Genomic DNA, 19,931 nt, shown 5'->3' on the forward strand with positions numbered 1-19,931 from the left:
GACGCCCGTTCCCCTCCACCAGCCCGCCCGGCGATTGAGGGCACAGGGCGGGCGGGTGGGGGAAGCCCGCTGCCGGGCCGGGCTCCGGCCGGGGCGTCCCGGTTGCGGAAAGCCGGGGGGCGGACAGCATGGTCGTATGGAGGAACCCCGCTGGAAGCGCTCGGTACCGGGGTGGTTCGGGGAGTTCTTCGCCTCACTCGCCATCTTCTGCGCCGTCCTCGCCGTAGTCGGCCCCCTGCACCGTCTCCTCGAACCCGTGCGCCGCTGGGTGGAGATCCTGACGGTGCCGGCGTCCGCGAACCTCGCCTACGCGGCGTTCCTGATGCTGCTGGCCGGCGCGCTGGCGGCGCGCAAGCGGGTGGCGTACTGGATCGTCGTGGTGTTCCTCGGGCTGTCGGTCCTGGCCAACGTGGTGCTGATCGCCTTCGAATCGGAGTGGAGCGCCATCCCGGCGCTGGCCATCACCGGCACGGCGCTCGCCGTCCTGGTGGTGTCGCGCGGCGAGTTCTCCGCCCGGGTGCGCAAGGGCGCGTTCTGGCGGGCGCTGCTGGTGCTGCTGGTGGGCCTGGTGATCGGCGTCCTCGCCGGCTGGGCACTGCTGTCGGTGTTCCCCGGCACACTGGTCGGGAAGGACCGGCTGCGGTGGGCAATCAACCGGGTGGTCGGTGGCGTCAACGACCTGCCGGACGGCATCGGTCATCCGCCCTTCTGGACCAACTTCTGGCTCGGTCTGTTCGGCGCGCTCGCGCTGCTCGCCGCCGCCGCCACGCTGTTCCGCTCGCAGAAGGTCGAGGCGGCGCTGCACGGCGACGACGAGCCGCGGATCCGCGCCCTGCTGGCGAAGTACGGGGAGCAGGACTCGCTCGGCTACTTCGCCACCCGGCGGGACAAGTCGGTGGTCTTCTCGCCCAGCGGGAAGGCCGCCGTGACCTTCCGCGTCGAGGTGGGCGTCTGTCTGGCCAGTGGTGATCCGCTGGGTGACACCGAGGCGTGGGGGCCCGCCATCGAGGCGTGGCTGGAGCACGCGGCGCAGTACGGCTGGGTGCCGGCGGTGATGGGCGCGGGTGAGGAGGGCGCGAAGGCGTACTCCCGGGCCGGGCTCGGCGCGCTGGAACTGGGCGACGAGGCGGTCCTCGAGGTCGGCGGCTTCGATCTGGGGGGCCGCGAGATGCGCGGCACCCGGCAGGCCGTCAACCGGGTGCGGCGCACCGGTGCGACGAGCCGGATCCGCCGGCACCGCGAGCTGTCGCCCGAGGAGTTGAACGAGGTCGTGGCACGGGCCGACGCCTGGCGCGGCACCGATACCGAGCGCGGCTTCTCGATGGCGCTGGGCCGGCTCGGCGACCCGGAGGACGGCGACTGTCTGCTCGTCGAGGCGCTGGACGACGCGGGACAGGTCATCGCGCTGCTGTCGTTCGCGCCCTGGGGCCGGGCCGGGGTCTCGCTGGACGTGATGCGGCGCGATCCCGCCGCCCCCAACGGGATCATGGAGTTCATGGTGACGGAGCTGGCGGCGCAGTCGCCCCGGCTCGGCATCCGGCAGATCTCGTTGAACTTCGCGGTCTTCCGCTCGGTCTTCGAGGAGGGCGCCAGGATCGGCGCCGGCCCGGTGCTGCGGCTGTGGCGGCGGCTGTTGCTCTTCTTCTCCCGGTGGTGGCAGCTGGAGGCCCTGTACCGGTCGAACGTCAAGTACCAGCCCGAGTGGTATCCACGCTTCCTCTGCTACTCCGAGGCGAAGGACCTGGCCCGTATCGGCCTGGCCTCCGGTATCGCCGAGGGCTTCGTGGAGATGCCGCGGCTGCGCTTCTGGCGGGACCGGAACGTGGGGCAGGGACCGGCCGCGCTGCCCGCGTTCGTCGAGCTGGAGGAGGCCTCGGCCGCCGCCGCTGACCTGTCGGCGGCAGCGGCAGGACCGGACCGGACGGCCGGTTCCGGACGCCCGGAGCAGGTACGCGTCAGGATGCGGAAGCTGGAACGGCTGCGGGGGGCGGAGACCGACCCGTACCCGCCCGGCATCGTGCCCACCCACACCCTGGCCGCCGCGGCGGCGGCGCCCGCCGGCACCGATGTCCGGCTGTCCGGGCGGGTGTTGCGGCTGCGCGACCACGGCGGCGTGGTGTTCGTGACGCTGCGGGACTGGTCGGGCGATCTGCAGATCCTGCTGGGCCGCGACCACTTCACCGCCGAGGGGATGCGGGCGTTCGCATCCGACGTCGACCTGGGCGACCTGCTGGACTTCGAAGCGGTGATGGGCGTGAGCCGGGCCGGTGAGGTGACCGCCGACGCGAACACCTGGCGGCTGAGCGCCAAGTGCCTGCACCCGCTGCCCGACAAGCGGCGCGGCCTGACCGACCCGGAGGCACGGGTCCGGCAGCGCTATCTCGACCTGGTGGTCCGGCCCGAGGCCCGCGACGTGCTGCGGGCCCGCAGCGCCGCGGTGCACTCGGTGCGCGAGTCGCTGGTGGCCCGCGGCTTCCTGGAGGTCGAGACGCCGATGCTGCAGCCGGTGCATGGCGGCGCCAACGCCCGCCCGTTCACCACCCACATCAACGCCTACGACCTGGACCTGTATCTGCGCATCGCCCCGGAGCTGTATCTCAAACGGCTCTGTGTCGGTGGTGTCGAGAAGGTCTTCGAACTCGGCCGCACCTTCCGCAACGAGGGCGTGTCGTACAAGCACAACCCCGAGTTCACGATGCTGGAGGCGTACCAGGCCTATGCCGACTACGACTCGATGCTGGATCTGACCCGCGAACTGATCCAGCAGGCCGCGACCGCCGCCAACGGCTCGCAGACCGCCCGCCGGGACGGCGGTGAGGTCGGCCTGTCCGGGCTGTGGCCGGTGCGGACCGTCAACGACGCGATCTCGCAGGCGCTCGGCGAGGAGGTCACCGCCGACACCCCTCCCGAGGTGCTGCGGCGGCTCTGCGACCGCGCGGGCGTCCCGCACACCCCCGCCGACGGTCGCGGTGACATCGTGCTGGAGATGTACGAGCGGCTGGTCGAGGAGCGCACCACCGTCCCGACCTTCTACAAGGACTTCCCGCTGGACGTCTCCCCGCTCACCCGGCAGCACCGCGTCGACCCCCGGCTCGCGGAGCGCTGGGACCTGGTCGCGTACGGCACCGAACTGGGCACCGCCTACACGGAGCTCACCGACCCGGTCGAGCAGCGCCGCCGGCTCACCGAGCAGTCGCTGCTGGCGGCGGGCGGTGACCCCGAGGCGATGGAGCTCGACGAGGACTTCCTGACCGCCCTGGAGTACGCGATGCCGCCGACCGGCGGGCTGGGCATCGGTGTCGACCGCCTGGTGATGTTCCTTACCGGCCGGTCGATCCGCGAGACCCTGCCGTTCCCGCTGGTCCGTCGCCGCTGATCTGCGGATATACCGTCCCTAGGGGGATACCGGACGGCCGGACATTGGCCGAACGGACGAGGGCGCCTGCCGGGGGCTGCCCTTACGGTGGGAGCACGGGACGAACGAAGGGCCGGTCCGGTGTGCGGACCGGCCCCTTCAGGCCTGCGAGTGGGTCGCTCTACCGATGAGCTACGGCCCCGTGCGTGGAGCCGGCTGGACTCGAACCAACTTCTCCCCACTCTTCAAAAATCATAACAATCCCCCTATTTTCTGCAATTCGGACAAAGCGGTACGGGGGCCCGGCATCGATGGAGGTACAACCGTGGCGCTGAGCAGCGCGAAGAAGACGACCGCCACCGCTCTGGGGGTGACGCTCGCCGGAGCCGCCCTGGCGGCCTGCGGCGCCCAGCAGGGCACGCGTACGGCGCCCGTCTCCGCCCCGTCGCCTGCCCCGCCCTCCGCCACGGTCCCCCATCAGACCCGGACGGGCACGCCACCCGCCACGTCCTCGCGGCCCGCCTCGCCGCCCGCCTCGTCCTCGGCGACCACCCGGTCCGACGACGCGCCCGGCGGCACCCGCGTCAGCCGGGAGATACAGCACGGGCTGGAGGACGGCGGCAAGGCCGTGGCCCTCACCTTCGACGACGGCCCCGACCCGCGCTGGACGCCGCAGATACTGGCGCTGCTCGCCCGGCACCACGCGAAGGCCACCTTCTGCGAGATCGGCCCGAACGCCCAGGCCCACCCCGCCGTCGTCCGGCAGATCACCGCGGCCGGGCACCGGCTGTGCGACCACTCGGTGCACCACGACGAGCACCAGAGCGCCAAGTCCGCCGACTACAACACGCACGAGATCCTGGACGCGCGCCAGGAGATCGCCGACGCGGCAGGGCCCGGCGCCGAAGTGCCGTACTACCGGGCGCCCGGCGGCGACTTCAAGCCATGGATACGGGAGATAGCCGCCGGCCACGGCATGCGCCCGCTGGGCTGGACCTCCGACTCCGACGACTGGAAGCGCCCCGGCACGGCCGCGATCATGCACCACATCAACGCCAACCTCCGGCCCGGCGCGATCGTGCTGATGCACGACGGCGGCGGCGACCGCACCCAGACGGTGCAGGCGCTGTCCCAACTGCTGGACCAGCTCGACGCGCAGCACTACACGTACAGCTTCCCGGGCCGCTGACCCTCCCGCTGACCTTCCCGCTGCGTTCCCGCCGACGTTCCCCGCCGGGGACCCGGTGGCGCGGTAGCGTTCGAGAGGCGTTTCCCGCTCTCTCTTGGAGGTTTGTGACCATGGCAACCACCCGCACCGCGACCACCCAGTGGAAGGGCGCCCTCCTCGACGGCTCCGGCACCGTCTCCCTCGACACCTCCGGTGTCGGCACCTACGACGTCTCCTGGGCCTCGCGCGCCGAGGTGGCCAACGGCAAGACGAGCCCCGAGGAGCTCATCGCGGCCGCGCACTCGTCCTGCTTCTCGATGGCCTTCTCGCACGCACTCGCCGGCGCCGGTACCCCGGCGGAGCTGCTCCAGACGCAGGCCGACGTCACCTTCCAGCCGGGCGAGGGCATCACCGGCGTCGTCCTGTCCGTCAAGGGCACCGTCCCCGGCATCACCGCCGAGGCGTTCGAAGCCCTTGCCCAGGAAGCGAAGGCCAACTGCCCGGTCAGCCAGGCCCTTGCCGCGGTGAAGAACATCACCCTCAAGGCCGAACTCCTCTCCTGACACCGGCTCTCCGCCCGACCGCCCCGGCGCGGTGCGCCGGCTCTCCCCCTCCCGAGAGCCGGTGCGCCGCGCCGGAGCCGGTCCCGGGGTCAGCGGCGGGTCACCCTGACCTCCCATTCACCGGCGGGGTCACGGCCCAGCACCCGGACCGTCAGGCCCGCCGCCGGGTCGTTGAAGACCTCGCCCACCCGGAAGGGGGCGTCGTTGAGGGAGTTGAACGATCCGCTGCTGAAGTCGCAGGCGCTGGTGGTCGGATGGGCGTCCCGTACGGTCACCGGGCCGGCGCCGGAGTCGATGTCGGTACGGACCTGGTAGACGAGTACGCCCTCGCGGCAGGCCTCGCTGTCGTTGCCCGACGCCTGCCGGGCCTCGATCACATAGGCGCGGGTCCGCCCGTACGGGACGACAACGGCCTTGCGGCCACCGGCCAGTGAGACGGCGCGCAGCGCGTACGTCCATTCGCCGCGCACCGGGGCGCAGGCGATCTGGGTGTCGTCCAGCCAGCCGAGCCGCCACTTGTGCCAGGCGAGCAGGTCGCCGCCCAGGCCCCAGTCCAGGGACATGCTGTCCCACTGGCCCGCGAGGGTGTCGGTGCGCTGGAAGTCGTCGGAGGCGTAGAGGTCGGGCAGGCCGAACGCGTGGCCGTTCTCGTGGCCGAGGACGCGGGATCCCGACTGGTCGTGGCCGTAGATCAGCGAGACCCGGTCGAGCCGGGCGCCGTCGTCGGTGGTGGCGGCCGAGGCGCCGGTCCAGGTGACCGACAGGACGGCCTCGTCGGCGGGCGGGCCCGCGTTCGGGGTGACGAGGATGTTGACCAGGTCGTAGCCGCGGAAGTCGATGTCCCGGTCGGCGACCGAGAGCAGGTCGCGCATCATCTCGGTGTGCGCGTCCCAGCCGTAGCCGCGGCCGATCCCGTACGCGGAGAAGGGCCGCGGCATGCGGATGTAGCGCATCACGGGCGTCGACTCGTAGTGCAGCTTTCCGTAGGAGCCGCGGTCGAACCACTGCTGGACGGCGGGGAAGAACTCCGCGTACCGCTCGGCGGCGCTGTAGGGCGCGGGCGCGTCGGAGAAGTCGATGAACAGCGTCAGGGCCCGGACCCGGCCGGTCGACGGGGCGAACTCACTGCCCACCCCGCGCGCGGCGCGGTCGGGGAAGCCCTCGGACATCGCGGTGCCCGGCGTCGCGCGCAGCGCGCACGGCCTGGAGGCCGTCGGCGGGGAGTAGGCGGCCTGCGGCCCGGTGGCGGCCGTGCTGGCCACCGCGAGCAGCGCGACCGTCCCGATGGCGGCGGCCTTCAGGCCCGCTCCGGGTATCCACGGTATTCGCCCGTCCGTCGCCACGGCGCTATCCCTCGCTGACCTTGACGGCCCAGGAACCGTCCAGGGAGCGGGAGGCGACCGTGACGTGGACCAGGCCCGCGTCGTAGGAGTAGGACTCGCCCACGCCGAGCGGCGCGTCGGCGAGCTGCGGGTAGGCGGAGCCGTCGTGGCAGGCGGAGGTGGCGGGGTGGCCGTCGAGGACGTCGACGGGGCCTTCGCCGGACTCGGTGCCGGAGCGCACCTTGTAGAGCAGCACGCCCTCCCGGCACAGCCCCACGTCGTTGCCGGCCGCGGTGCGCACCTCGATGGCGAGCGCGGTGCGCTGCCCGGTGCGGACCACGACGAGCTTGGTGCCGCCCGCGGTCTCCAGCGGTGTCAGTTCGTGCCAGGTGGTGCCCGTCCGGGACACGCACTGGACCTGGCTGTCCCGCAGCCAGCCGAACTTCCACTTGTGCCAGGCGAACGGCTCGGGGGCGAGGCCGAATTGGCTGCCCATGAGGTCCCAGTCGCCGACATGGGTGTCCCAGTCGGCGTCGCTGCCGATGGCCGGCCGGGAGTACAGGTCGGGCAGGTCGAAGACATGGCCGGTCTCGTGGGCCAGCACGTTGTGGTCCGGGGGGTGCTGCTCGAACACCGTGACCAGCCGCCGCAGATCGGTGCCGTCCGCCCGCATCGGGGTGGCGAGGTTCACGACCTTGGTGGCGTCCGCGTCGACGCCGGGGGCGTCCGGGTCCGCGACCAGGTAGACGAAGTCGAACGCGGAGAAGTCCACCGAGGGGTCGGCCACGGCGATCGCGTCCCGCAGGTACCCGGTGCGCAGGTCCGGGTCCCAGTCGCGCCGGATCCCGTAGTCGGTGGAGTTCCGCGGCATCTTGAACCAGTGGTCGACGGGGTGGGCGCGCAGCTGGAACTGCCCGTACGAGGCACGGTCGTAGAAGCGCGAGGTCTCCGGGAAGTGGTCGGCGGCGACCTCTTGGGGGGTCAGGGCCGGCGCGGCGTCGGGGAACGAGAGGAAGATCATCACGGCGTCCAGGGCCGTGGTCGGCCGGGGGTACGAGGCGTTCCACGTATCCACTCCTTCGGAGTGGTGGGCCGTGGTGCGCGGCAGGGCGCAGTCCCCGCCGGGAGCGGCGGCCGCGGCGGGCCCCGCGACGAGCGTCCAGGCGACGACGGCGGCGAAGACACTCGCCGCCGCCGCCATCGCGCGCAGGGGTCGCCGCCGCGCCCGTATGAGGATGCCTGACCGCCGCACATGGACCTCCGGGGAGGAATCGTGAGCCCGTTCGGGGCACCTTCACCACGTTGCTATGAATTGCGGCGTTATGTCCTGTTGAGTTGCTCCGCACGGGGTGATTCCGGCTTCATTACTGTGCGTAATGGCCTATCCGAATCGGTCAGTTGCTCGTCGCATTCGTGCAGAAACGATCAATCCGTCAGCTTGCGTGCCAAGAATCACCACGACGGCGCTGGATCCGCCGCTCCGCCAGCGCCTATGATCGCCACCGAGACCAGCGCGACACGGGGAGCGGGCAATGGGCGGACCCTCGGGCGGCCCCAGTGCCGAACCCGACATCACACCGGTAATCCTCACGCTGAGTAACGGTTCCCCTCCGGGACCGCTCGGCCCCACGGCCGGTGAACCGCGCGACTACCGCGCCGCCTTCACCGCGGCCCGGCTGCCCATGGCGCTGGTGGACCGCGACGGCTGGGTACTGGAGGCCAACCAGGCGCTCGGCGCGCTCCTCGGCACCAGCGCAGCCGGGCTCGCCGCGCGCGTCGCCACCGGACTGCTGGGCCTGGCCGAGGACGACCCGGTGCGCATCGCCTACCGCGAGGTGCTCGCCGGCCGCCGCGACCAACTGCGCTGCACCCGCCGCATCAAGCGCCGCGGCGGCGGCTCCCTGTGGGCCGAGGTGACGCTCGCCGGCACCGGAAGCGCCTGCGGCACCGCGCTGCTCTCCGTCGAGGACATCGGCGAACGCCACAGCCTGCGCGAGCAGTTGCGCCATCTGCAGATGCACGACTCCGTCACCCGGCTGCCCAACCGGGCGCTGTTCTTCGAGCGGCTCTCCGCCGCCCTCGACGGCGCCGGCAGCAGGACCGGCCGGATCGGGCTGTGCTACCTCGACCTCGACGGCTTCAAGGCCATCAACGACACCCTCGGGCACCGGATCGGCGACCAGCTGCTCGCCGCCGTCGCCCAGCGGCTGCTGACCTGCGCGGAGCCCGGCGGCAACCTGGTCGCCCGGCTCGGCGGCGATGAATTCGCCCTGCTCGTCCGGGACTCCACCGGCACGGGACAGGCCACCGTGCTCGCCGAGTCCGTACTCACCTCACTGCAGCGGCCGTTCGACGTGGACGGTCAGCGGCTCGCCGTGTCGGCGAGCATCGGCGTGGTCGAGCGCGAAGTCGCCGGCAGCTCCGCCACCGGTCTGATGCAGGCCGCCGACACCACGCTCTACTGGGCCAAGGCCGACGGCAAGGCCCGCTGGACGCTCTTCGACCCCGAGCGCAACGCCCACCGCATGACCCGGCAGGCGCTGTCCAGCACGCTGCGACAGGCCGTGGAACGCGGTGAGTTCATCCTGGAGTACCAGCCGCTCGTCGGGCTCGACAGCGGTGTGCTGCGCGGCGTCGAGGCTCTGGTCCGCTGGCAGCACCCGCACTTCGGGCGGCTGGCGCCGGACCGCTTCATCGGGCTCGCCGAGGAGAACGGCTCCATCGTCCAGCTCGGCCGCTGGGTGCTGGCCGAATCGTGCCGTCAGGCGCGGGTCTGGCAGAAGGACCACCCGGACGACCCGATCTTCATCAGCGTCAACGTCGCGGTCCGCCAGGTCTGGGACTCGGACCTCGTCGCCGATGTCGCCGCCATCCTGGAGGAGACCGGGCTGCCGCCGGAGCTGCTGCAGCTGGAGCTCACCGAGTCCGCCGTCATGGGCTCGGCCGGCCGGCCGCTGCAGGCCCTGCACGCGCTGAGCGAGATGGGCGTGCGGATCGCCATCGACGACTTCGGCACCGGCTACTCCAACCTCGCCTACATGAGCCGGCTGCCGGTCTCCGCGCTCAAGCTCGACGGCTCCTTCGTCCAGGGTTTCCGCTCCGCCGAACACCCCAACCCCGCCGACGAGACCATCGTCGAGGCCCTGGTGGAGCTCGCCCACCGGCTGGGTCTCACCGTCACCGCGGAGTGCGTCGAGAACGCCGAACAGGCCGAGCGGCTGCGGCGGATCGGCTGCGACACCGGCCAGGGCTGGCACTACTCCCGCCCCGTCGCCGCCGAGCGGATCTCCGAACTGCTCGCGGGCTGACGCCGGCCGGCTGCTCCCAGGCCGGAGCGGGCCCCGGACCGGCACATGCCGGAGCCCGCGTCCGTGGGGGGAAGGGACGCGGGCTCCGGATGGGGCGGTCAGGTCAGCAGGCGCCGAGGTCCTGCCACACGCCCCATTCGCCGGTGGTGCCGGGCTCCTCGCCCGTCGTCCACCACTTGGCCTTCCAGTTGTGGCCCTTCCAGGAGACCGTTCCGCTGGCGCTGGTGTAGACCGCGGAGGAGCTCCAGGCGGCCGCGGCGCAGGTGCCGGTGGGCGGCGTCGTCGGCGGGGTGGTGGGAGGCGTGGTCGGAGGCGTCGTGGGCGGAGTGGTCGGAGGAGTCGTGGGCGGGGTCGTCGGCGGCGTGGTGGTGGTGCCACAGCCGCTCGCGGAGCCGCCCACCGCGGTGTTGATCTTGTTGAGCAGCGTGGTGCCGGTGTCGAGGTCCAGCAGCGAGTACATCATCGCGCCGCCGAGTCCGCGGCAGTGCGCGTAGTCCGCGCGGGCCTGGATCGACTGGGCGTTGAGACCGGTCCAGAACTCCGTGCCGTTGTAGAAGTACGAGGACTTCGACGCGTCGTCCCAGAAGGTGGTCGCGGGGTTGTCGACGATGCCGCCGAGTTCCTTGTAGTACGCGATACCGGCCGTCGCGCTCAGGCTGCGGGCCGGGGCGGGACCGGTGGCGGGCTGCCCCAGACCGTGGTTGGCACCGGCGGGGACGCCCGTCCAGCCGCGGTAGTACAGCTCGTAGCCCAGCGTCAGCTTGTTGGCGGGAAAGCCGCCGGCGATGCCGTATGCGGCGTTGCCGTCGAGCCAGGCGTTCACCGCGTTGGTGACGTTGTACTTCTCGGTGCCCGGCGCGATCGGGTCGGTCGGGTCGCCGGCCGACGGGACGAGCGGCGACTGGTGGTAGACCGGTCCGTCGGTGTCCCAGGCGCCGTGCATGTCGTAGGTCATGATGTTCGCGTAGTCGAGGTACTGCCCGACCTTGTTGGTCTCGATGTGCGCGATCTTGTCCTGGCCGGCCGGCAGCGCGGCGGTCAGCAGCATCTTCTTGCCGCCGTTGGCGGCGCCGTACGCGTCGAGCTGCTTGCGGAACTCGGCGAGCAGCAGCGTGAAGTTCTGCTTGTCGGCCGCGTCCACGTGGTTGCCGAGGTGGCCGCCCGTCGAGCCCGGGTACTCCCAGTCGAGGTCGATGCCGTCGAACACGCCGGCCGCGGAGCCGGGGCCGCCGAAGCCGCCGTCGACGGGCAGGTTGCCCTTGATGTACTGGTCGATGCAGGACGTCACGAGCTTCTTGCGGCTCGCGTCGGTCTTCGCCGCGTCCGAGAAGTACTTGGAGTACGTCCAGCCGCCGATGGAGATGTCCACCTTCAGCTTCGGGTACTTCGCCTTGAGCTTCCGCAGCTGGTTGAACGCGCCGGTGATCGGCTGGTTCCAGGTGTCGGCCACCCCGTCGACGCTGTCGGCCGCGCCGAAGGACTTCTGGTAGTCCGCGAAGGAGTCGCCCGCGCCGTCACCGGCGCTGGGGTTGTTCTCGTCCTGCGAGGCGGCCTTGTTGGCCTCGAAACAGGTGAGGTCGGTCGGGTGGATGTTCCCGAACGAGTAGTTGATGACGTCGAGCTTGCTCGCGATCCCCCGGGTGTCGAGGTCCTTGGGGTAGAAGGCGTTGCCGTACACGCTCCACTGGTCGTAGTAGGCGATCTTCACCCCGCCGCTGCTCGCGGCCGCGGCGGCCGGCTGAGCGTCGGTACCCGCGGCGCTCGCCGGGGCGAGCCCGCCGACGAGCGCGGTGATCGCGCCGAGAGCGAGGGCCGCACTGGTGGCGGCAGCCACGAGTGATCTTTTCTGGAGCTGCACGAAAGACCTCCGGGGGGAGAGGGAGGAGCAGGGGGCTGCGCCATGAATAGCGCCCTTGAGATGCTCCGGTCAATGGTCTGAACCAGACTTAGGACTAGACCAATTGACGCCACGCCTGCCCGCCGGAAACCCCCTCCGGCCAGCGAAAAGCCGCCTGTCGCAGGTGCTGACAAGCGGCTTTAGCCTGAGTTAAGGATCCGGAAGATGTCCTTCCGGGGGACGAACCACGCCCCTTCGGGAAACCCGCTTTTCACCGCCGGAGCGATCAGGAGGGCGGGCTCGGGGTCGCCCCGCCAGGTTCGTTCCGAGGCCCTACGACTCGCCGCCGGGCAGCCCGTACGCGTCCGCGATCAACGCGTAGGACCGCAGACGGGCCGCCGGCGTATGCGCGTTGGCCGTGATGATCAGCTCGTCCGCGCCGGTCCGCTTCACCAGGGCGTCGAGCCCGTCGCGGACCTCCTCCGCGCCGCCGTGCACCACGTTCACGAGCCAGGAGTCGATGAACTCCCGCTCCAGGGCGCTGAATTCGTATGCCTCGGCCTCCTCGGGCGACGGGATGAGCCCCGGCCGCCCGGTGCGCAGCCGCAGCATGCCGAGCGCGCCGGTGAGCACCTGGCGGCGCGCCTCGGCGGGGTCGTCGGCCGCGAGGGCGGAGACACCGATCGCGGCGTACGGGCGGTCCAGGACCGCGGACGGGCGGAACGATTCGCGGTAGAGCTCCAGCGCGGGAACGGTGTTGGCCGCCGAGAAGTGGTGCGCGAAGGAGAACGGCAGGCCCAGTGCGCCGGCCAGCCGGGCGCTGAAGCCGGAGGAGCCGAGCAGCCAGACCGACGGACGCGACGCGGACTGCACCCCGCCGGCGACGGAGCCCTGCACCGGTCCGGGGATCGCGTGGATGCGCGCGTAGCGGTGCCCGTCCGGGAAGTCGTCGTCCAGGAACCGGGTCAGCTCGGCGAGCTGCTGCGGGAAGTCGTCGGCGCCGTCCGGGCGGTCGGTGCGGCGCAGCGCGGCCGCGGTGGCGCCGTCGGTGCCGGGCGCGCGGCCCAGACCGAGGTCGATCCGGCCGGGGGCGAGCGCCTCCAGGGTGCCGAACTGCTCGGCGATCACCAGCGGGGCGTGATTGGGGAGCATCACTCCGCCGGAGCCGAGCCGGAGCGTGCGGGTGAACGCGGCGAGGTGGGCGAGGATCACCGCCGGGGAGGAACTGGCCACACCCGGCATCGAGTGGTGCTCGGCGACCCACATCCGGTGGAATCCGCGGGCCTCGGCGAGCTTGGCCAGTTCGACACTGGCGCGCAGGGCGTGGGTGGCGGTCAGCCCGCTTCCCACGGTCGCCAGGTCGAGCACGGACAGCGGCACGGGCGCGCTGCCACGGGCTGCTCCGCGGATGTCATCGGTGGTCTGCGGTTCGTCTCCCACGGGGGGCGCCTCCTCGGTCATGTATTCGCCTGCGGCAACTGGAACCGGAGACGTACTCCGGTTATTCCCGGCCGACCATCGCCCCGATCTTCGCGCCGCTCTTCACCCCGACCCCCCTCGACAAGGCCCATGGCATATGCCGATGCGGCGCTTTCCTGCATATACGCACGAAGCCCACCAATCGGCCGGTCAACGGCCTCTACCTTCAAGGCCGTTGCGGCTATCGTGGGGAGCGGCTCGGCTGTCGGGTCCGATCGGTACGCCCATCGGCCGTGACCAGCAGCTACAGCCGTGACGTACGGCACGCCGCACCGGACGCGAACGGCACACCTGCAGGGGGATTCCGTGGCGCTTGAGTACCGACAGATCGCGCCGGTGTACGCGGTCCAGTACGCGCTGCGCGTACTGGAGGCCGTCGACCACCACCGGCACGGCGTGACGGCCGAGCAGCTGGCCCGCGAGATCGGCGTGCCCATCGGCTACCTCTCGCAACTGCTGGCCATGCTCAAGCGCGAGCGCTATCTCTCGTTCCTGCCCGGCGGCGGTTACGTGACCGGCGAATCCCTCGTGCTGCTGGCCGCCGCCGACCGCGAGCAGGCGCTCGCCGACAAGCTCAACAGCGTCCTCAACGAGCTGCGCGACGAGGTCGGCGCCGCCGTCTATTTCGGCCGTTACGACGACGGCGAGGTGACGGTGGTCGACGTGGCGGACGGGCCGACCACCCCACGGGTCAACGAATGGGTGGACTTCCGCTCCTCCGCCCACGCCAGCGCGGTCGGCAAGTGCCTGCTCGCGCAGCTCGACCACCGCGGCCGCCGCGAACACCTGTCCCGGCACCGGACCGCGCGCCTCACCTCGCGCACGGTCGTCAACGAGAAGGCCCTGCTGTCGGAACTGGAAAGCCGGCCGGCCAGCCATCCCATGCTCGACCTGCAGGAATACGCGGTCGGCACGGTCTGCGCCGCGGTACCGGTCACCATCGGGAAGACGGTCGCGTGCCTCGCGCTGTCGATGCCCACCTCACAGGCGCACCGCCTCAAACCGGCCGTCGACACCCTGAACGAACGCGCGGCGCCGGTGCTGCTCTCCCTCAGCTTCTGACCCACCGGGACCCACCAGGGCCGGCCACCACGTGGCCGGAGGACACCGGGACCGGGACACGAAGAAGGCCCCCCGCTTCCGCGAGGGGCCTTCGACCGTCGGTGCGCCGTCAGGGACTCGAACCCCGGACCCGCTGATTAAGAGTCAGCTGCTCTAACCAACTGAGCTAACGGCGCGTGCTGACATGGAAGATCGTACCCGATCCTCCGGGGTGCTTAAAAACCGGCGGCGGATCTCCGCCAGGCGGGATCCTGCCAGGCTGTGCCGGTGCCCGGCGCGGCTCCAGGCCGATAGATCATGTGCATGACGCCGATAAGACGCCGTGCCTCCCTGCTCGCCAGCGCCACCGCGCTCGCGCTCGCGCTCAGTACCGGACTCCTCCTCCCCACGACCCCCGCGACCGCCGCCCCCGGCGCCACCCCGCGCAAAGCGGCACCGCAGCAGGCCACCACGTACGACATCACCCTGGTCACCGGGGACGTCGTGCACTTCGCCGACGGGGCCGGCAACCAGGACACCGTCACCGTGGACCGCCCGCACGGCGCCCCCGGCGGCGTGCACGTCCAGCAGGCGGGCGGTGAGACCTACGTCCTGCCGGACGAGGCGCTGCCGCTGCTCGCCGCCGGCAAGCTCGACCGCCGGCTGTTCGACCTCACCGCGCTGGTGAAGATGGGCTACGACGACGCCCGCTCCGGCGGCGTCCCGATGATCGCCACCTACACCGCCGCCGCCCGCGCCGCCCGTTCGCTGCCCGCCGCCCCCGCCGGCAGCACCACCACCCGGCAGCTGCCGAGCATCGGCGGCGCCGCGCTCAAGGCGCGGAAGAAGGACACCCGCGCCTTCTGGCAGGACGTGGTGGCCGCACCGGCCGCCGCGGCGAAGGCCCGCTCGCTCGACGACGGCATCGACAAGCTGTGGCTGGACGGCCGGGTCGAGGCGAGCCTGAAGGAGTCGGTACCGCAGATCAACGCGCCGCAGGCCTGGGCGCAGGGCTACGACGGCAAGGGCCGGAAGGTCGCCATCCTGGACACCGGGATCGACGACACCCACCCGGACCTGAAGGACCAGGTCTCGGCCGAGCAGAGCTTCGTCCCCGACCAGCCGGTCACCGACCGGAACGGTCACGGCACGCACGTCGCCTCGACGATCGCGGGCACCGGAGCCGCCTCCAACGGCGACTACAAGGGCGTCGCGCCCGGCGCCAAGCTGCTGATCGGCAAGGTGCTCTCCAACGAGGGCTCGGGCGAGGACTCCTGGATCATCGCCGGCATGGAGTGGGCCAGGGCCCAGGGCGCCGACGTGGTCAGCATGAGCCTCGGCTCGCCGCTCCCCGACGACGGCACCGACCCGATGTCGCAGGCGGTCGACAACCTCTCCGCGAACGGCGGACCGCTCTTCGTCATCGCCGCCGGAAACGCATACGAAGCCGGCTCCATCGGCTCTCCCGGCTCGGCGGCCGCGGCGCTGACCGTCGCCGCCGTGGACAAGCAGGACGGCCGCGCCGACTTCTCCAGCATGGGTCCGCTGAGCGGCTCGTACGCGCTGAAGCCGGACATCTCGGCGCCCGGCGTCGACATCACCGCCGCCCGCTCGCAGGCGCTCGCCTCCGGCAGCGGCATGTACCAGACCATGTCCGGCACCTCGATGGCCACGCCGCACGTGGCCGGCGCCGCCGCGATCCTCAAGCAGCGGCACCCCGACTGGAGCGGACAGCAGCTCAAGGACGCGCTGATGAGCTCGTCCCAGCAGCTCACCGCCTTCACGCCGTACGAGATGGGCACCGGACGGCTCGATGTGCTCGCCGCCGTGGACTCCACGGTCCAGGCCACCGGCTCGGTCGACGCCGCCGTCTACAAGTGGCCGCACGCCGGCGCCACGAGCACCACGCGCACCCTCACCTACCGCAACAACGGCGCGGCGGCCGTCACGCTGAACCTCGCGCTGGACCCGGCCGCCCAGGCGGCCGGCGCCTACACGCTGTCCGCGAGGACGGTGGCCGTCCCGGCGGGCGGCACCGCCACGGTCACCCTCACCCTCGACCCCACCACCGTCCCGTCCGCGACCACCTTCTCCGGCCAGGTCACCGCGACCGACGCGGCCGCGGGCAAGGCCGTCGCGCACACCGGCTTCGCGCTCACCAAGGAGCAGGAGCTCTACGACTACACGATCAAGCTGACCGGACGCGACGGGAAGCCGGCCGCCGGCACCGTCGTCCTCGCCGAGAAGGACAACCCGTACCCGTCGCCGCTCGCCGTGGCCGGCGAGCGCACCCTGCGGCTCCCGCCGGGCACGTACATGGCGTACGCGGAGCTGGAGGTCACCGGTGACACCCCGGACTCCCGCGGCCTGGCGGTGCTCACCAGTCCAGAGACGGTGCTCACGAAGAACACCACGGTGGCGCTCGACGCGAGCACGGCGCACAAGGTCAGCGCCCGCGTCCCGCAGGAGACCGAGCAGCGGCAGCTGCACCTGGACATCGCCCGCACCTTCTCCAACGGCAATCTCATCCGCGACGCGTACATCGTGCCGCCGGCGTTCGACACCGTCTACGCCGCGCCCACCCGGAAGGTCACCGACGGCACCTTCTCCTTCGTGACCCGCTGGCGGCTCGGCGAGAAGCAGGTCGACGCCTCGGCGCACGGCCGGGACCTCGAACTGCTGCCGCAGGCCGGCGCGACCGTCAACGACGGCTCGGCCAAGCTGCGCGTCGTCACCGCGGGCAAGGGCGCCGCGGCCGACTACCAGGGCCTGGACGCCAAGGGCAAGGCGGTCGTCGTCACCCGCAGCGATGACGTCCCTCCCGCCGACCGCGCCGCGAACGCCGTCAAGGCGGGCGCCGAGCTGCTGATCGTCGTCAACGACGGCACCGGCCGGCTCTCCGACTACTACGCGGACGACGCGGGCACCAAAACCTCCCTGAGTGTCGTCTCGATCATGCGCGACGCGGGCGCCCGGCTCGTCGCCGACGCCAAGGGCGGCAGACTCACCCTCGACGTCACGCAGCGCACCGACCCGCGCTACCTCTACGACCTGCTCTCGCAGCAGGACGGCACGATCCCCGACCGGTCCCTGGCCTACACCCCCGACCCCAAGCGGGACCTCGCCCGGATCGACGCGAAATACGACGGCGACCGGCAGCGCGCCGGCGGCGGCTTCCGCTACGACATCCCCGCCTGGGGGCCGGGCATCGGCTTCACCGAGAAGGAGTCCTACCCCGGCGTGCGCACCGAGTACGTCTCGCCGCAGCACGGCGCCGGCTTCTGGTACGAGGACCACGCGGTCTACCAGCCGGACTACTCGGACGAGCTGTTCGAGATGCGCGGCGGCAACGACCACTTCACCGCGGGTCGGCACTACTCCACCGAGTGGTTCGGCGGGGTCCAGCGGCCGCGTCTGGGCCAGGCGTTCTGGGGCCCGAACCGCAGCGTCTACAACGACATCCAGTTCAACATCACTCCGTGGACGGACGCGGGAGCGGGCCACTCCGGCTCGATGCCGTCGGACGAGTACAACGGCGCCACCACGTACGCCGCCTACCAGGGCGACACCCTGATCACCAAGGGCACCGGCCGGGCCGGCGGACTGTGGAGCGTCTCCCCGCAGACCCTCCCCTACCGCCTGGTGCTGGATTCCGCGCGGGACGCGAAGGAGTGGAAGAGCTCGATCCGCACGCACACCGAGTGGGGCTTCGTCTCCGGCGCGATTCCGCAGGACGGACCCTGGCAGGAGGACGTCAAGCTGCTGCAGCTCGACTACGACGTGGCCACCGACACCGCGGGTGACGTCAAGGCCGGGCAGTGGACGCGGATCGGTCTGTCGTCCGCCACGCAGCAGTGGCTGGCCGGTGTGACGAAGGCCACCAGGGCGACGCTGTCGGTCTCGTACGACGACGGCAGAACCTGGGCTCCGACCCTCCTGATCAGGACGGGAGACGGTTCCTGGACCACGCTCGTCAGGACGCCGAACAAGCCCGGCGGCTCGGTCTCGCTCAAGGCCACCGCGCAGGACGGCAAGGGCGGCACCGTCAGCCAGGAGATCATCCGGGCCTTCGGCCTGCGCTGATCCCGGTGTGGCCCGGCGTGGTCGTCCCACGCCGATCATGACGCGGGGCCGGAGGGGAGGATGGTCATCAGCACCCCCTCCGGCCCCGTATGATTGACCCGTAGGCGCCGTTAGCTCAGTTGGTTAGAGCAGCTGACTCTTAATCAGCGGGTCCGGGGTTCGAGTCCCTGACGGCGCACAGCAGAACACCAAGGGCGTTCTTCCTCCAGGAAGAGCGCCCTTGGTCGTTTCCGGCCGGTCGGGACGGGCCGCCGCGCGGGATCGGGCCCGGAAGGATCAGGCCCAGAAGTCGTCCGCCACCGCCATGTCCTCCACGTACTCGTCGAGGTCGGTGATCTTCTCGCCGATGACGCGGAACACGATGCCGCCCGCCATGTCGATCTTCTTGCCGGCCCGCTCGGCGCTGATCTGGTGCACCGCCATCACATGGCCCCGGCCGTCGACGAAGACGCTCCGCAGTTCGACCCGCAGAGTGCCGTTCGTCTGCGCGGCGAGCTGGCCGTAGTAGCCGAGCACCGCCTCCAGTCCCTTGAAGTCACCGGAAAGCTGGTGACTCCCGGGGACGTGGTGCGCGCAGTCGGCCGTCATCATGCCGCCGAGTGTGTCCATGTCGCCCTGTGAGAACGCCTCGTAGCCCTTACGAATCAGCGCGGCGTTCGGATGTTCAGCCATGGCATTTCGCCACCTTCCTGGACAGGCAGGGATAGAGGCTGATGTATTCACCCTCTCACCGGGCGGGCCGCCGGACCACCCGGTGGGCAGGGGCGCGCCGCGCTCCGCCGACTACCCGGTGTTCAACCTGGTGACCCCGTGGTCCCGGCATCCGGATCGAAGGCCCCTCGCGGAAGCGGGGGGCTTCCCGGTTCCACGGAGCCGCGGGGCCGCAGACCTCAGCGCGCCGGCTCGGGCAGGATCTGGCGGGGGACGGTCCTGGGGTGGCCGGGGCGGTTCCATTCGCGGGGGTAGCCGACGGAGACCTCCTCGAAGCGCACCCCGTCGTACCAGGCGGTCCGGGGAATGTGCAGATGGCCGTAGACCACCGCGCTCACCGTGAACCGCCGGTGCCAGTCGGCCGTCCGCTCGGTGCCGCACCACTGGGCGAACTCCGGGTGGTGCAGGATCCGGGTGGGCTGGCGGACCAGCGGGAAGTGGTTGACCAGGACCAGCGGGAGGGCTGGATCGCAGTCCCGCAGCCGCCGCTCGGACTCCTTCAGCCGGGCCCGGCACCAGGCGTCGCGGCTCGGGTACGGATCGGGATGCAGCAGGAACTCGTCACTGCACACGATCCCGGACTTGTACGCCTGGGCGAGCGACTCCTCCTTGTTCGCGGCGGTGTCGGTGCGGAACGTGTAGTCGTAGAGGACGAACAGCGGCGCCACGACGGCCGGGCCGCCCGCGCCCTCCCAGACCGGGTACGGGTCCTCCGGGGTGAGCACGCCCAGCGAGCGGCACATCTCGACCAGATGGCGGTAGCGCGCCTCGCCGCGTAACTGGACCGGATCCTCGGCCGGGGTCCACAGGTCGTGGTTGCCCGGCGCCCACACCACCCGGGCGTATCTGCTGCTGAGCAGGGTCAGCGCCCACTCGATGCCGTCCGTCAGCTCGCCCACGTCACCCGCGACGATCAGCCAGTCGGTGTCCGACCCGGGGCGCAGGCCCTCGACGATCTTCCGGTTCTCCGCGAACGCCACATGCAGGTCGCTGATCCCCCAGAGTTTTCCATCCGGCATATGCAGACGGTAGGCGGATCCGGGCACGGGCGGTACCCCGCCCAA

Annotated in this window: 12 protein-coding genes and 2 tRNA genes; 7 read left to right on the top strand and 7 right to left on the bottom strand. The window is 71.5% G+C overall.

Features of this window, described 5'->3' with window-relative positions; genetic code table 11:
* Positions 1-136: 136 nt before the first annotated feature.
* The 3 genes from lysX (at position 137) to O3W51_RS20510 (ending at position 5,086) form a co-directional block, all read left to right on the top strand.
* A complete protein-coding gene (gene lysX, locus O3W51_RS20500) occupies positions 137-3,376 on the top strand; it encodes a bifunctional lysylphosphatidylglycerol synthetase/lysine--tRNA ligase LysX (protein WP_198357329.1) in 3,240 nt (1,079 codons plus the stop codon).
* 304 nt (positions 3,377-3,680) lie between these two features.
* Positions 3,681-4,544 carry a polysaccharide deacetylase family protein gene (locus O3W51_RS20505; RefSeq protein ID WP_269287128.1) on the top strand — a complete coding sequence of 288 codons (864 nt, stop codon included), beginning with the start codon at positions 3,681-3,683 and terminating at the stop codon, positions 4,542-4,544.
* 110 nt (positions 4,545-4,654) lie between these two features.
* A complete protein-coding gene (locus O3W51_RS20510) occupies positions 4,655-5,086 on the top strand; it encodes an OsmC family peroxiredoxin (protein ID WP_138359237.1) in 432 nt (143 codons plus the stop codon).
* An 89-nt stretch (positions 5,087-5,175) separates the two neighbouring features.
* On the opposite strand, the gene O3W51_RS20515 is transcribed toward O3W51_RS20510, so the two are convergent.
* Positions 5,176-6,429 carry a M6 family metalloprotease domain-containing protein gene (locus tag O3W51_RS20515; RefSeq protein WP_244809185.1) on the bottom strand — a complete coding sequence of 418 codons (1,254 nt, stop codon included), beginning with the start codon at positions 6,427-6,429 and terminating at the stop codon, positions 5,176-5,178.
* Between the two features lie 4 nt (positions 6,430-6,433).
* A complete protein-coding gene (locus tag O3W51_RS20520) occupies positions 6,434-7,609 on the bottom strand; it encodes a M6 family metalloprotease domain-containing protein (RefSeq protein WP_138359251.1) in 1,176 nt (391 codons plus the stop codon).
* 331 nt (positions 7,610-7,940) lie between these two features.
* Between O3W51_RS20520 and O3W51_RS20525 the strand changes: the two genes are divergently transcribed.
* Positions 7,941-9,716, top strand: a complete 1,776-nt coding sequence (locus tag O3W51_RS20525; RefSeq protein WP_138359239.1) for a putative bifunctional diguanylate cyclase/phosphodiesterase — start codon at positions 7,941-7,943, stop codon at positions 9,714-9,716.
* Between the two features lie 103 nt (positions 9,717-9,819).
* Here the strand turns inward: O3W51_RS20525 and O3W51_RS20530 are convergent, their stop codons facing one another.
* Positions 9,820-11,550, bottom strand: coding sequence for a glycosyl hydrolase family 18 protein (locus O3W51_RS20530; RefSeq protein WP_244809187.1), 1,731 nt, complete (start codon positions 11,548-11,550; stop codon positions 9,820-9,822).
* 336 nt (positions 11,551-11,886) lie between these two features.
* Positions 11,887-12,993, bottom strand: coding sequence for an LLM class flavin-dependent oxidoreductase (locus tag O3W51_RS20535; RefSeq protein WP_244809189.1), 1,107 nt, complete (start codon positions 12,991-12,993; stop codon positions 11,887-11,889).
* 345 nt (positions 12,994-13,338) lie between these two features.
* On the opposite strand from O3W51_RS20535, the gene O3W51_RS20540 reads away from it, so the two are divergent.
* On the top strand, positions 13,339-14,094 hold the full coding sequence (locus O3W51_RS20540) for an IclR family transcriptional regulator (protein ID WP_138359245.1): 756 nt from the start codon (positions 13,339-13,341) through the stop codon (positions 14,092-14,094).
* 102 nt (positions 14,095-14,196) lie between these two features.
* On the opposite strand, the gene O3W51_RS20545 is transcribed toward O3W51_RS20540, so the two are convergent.
* Positions 14,197-14,270: transfer RNA gene (locus O3W51_RS20545), tRNA-Lys, on the bottom strand.
* Between the two features lie 127 nt (positions 14,271-14,397).
* Between O3W51_RS20545 and O3W51_RS20550 the strand changes: the two genes are divergently transcribed.
* Both O3W51_RS20550 and O3W51_RS20555 read left to right on the top strand, forming a co-directional pair.
* Entirely contained in the window at positions 14,398-18,156 is a 3,759-nt protein-coding gene (locus tag O3W51_RS20550) for a S8 family peptidase (protein WP_198357326.1), read from the top strand.
* Between the two features lie 104 nt (positions 18,157-18,260).
* Positions 18,261-18,334, top strand: a tRNA-Lys gene (locus O3W51_RS20555).
* Between the two features lie 98 nt (positions 18,335-18,432).
* Here the strand turns inward: O3W51_RS20555 and O3W51_RS20560 are convergent.
* Both O3W51_RS20560 and O3W51_RS20565 read right to left on the bottom strand, forming a co-directional pair.
* Positions 18,433-18,828 carry a nuclear transport factor 2 family protein gene (locus tag O3W51_RS20560; protein ID WP_138358385.1) on the bottom strand — a complete coding sequence of 132 codons (396 nt, stop codon included), beginning with the start codon at positions 18,826-18,828 and terminating at the stop codon, positions 18,433-18,435.
* Positions 18,829-19,046: 218 nt separating this feature from the next.
* Complete coding sequence (locus O3W51_RS20565; protein ID WP_138358383.1) at positions 19,047-19,886, bottom strand: metallophosphoesterase family protein; 840 nt, start codon at positions 19,884-19,886, stop codon at positions 19,047-19,049.
* Positions 19,887-19,931: the final 45 nt, after the last annotated feature.

The organism is Streptomyces sp. H39-C1, from assembly GCF_027158125.1.
GTDB lineage: Bacteria > Actinomycetota > Actinomycetes > Streptomycetales > Streptomycetaceae > Actinacidiphila > Actinacidiphila fildesensis.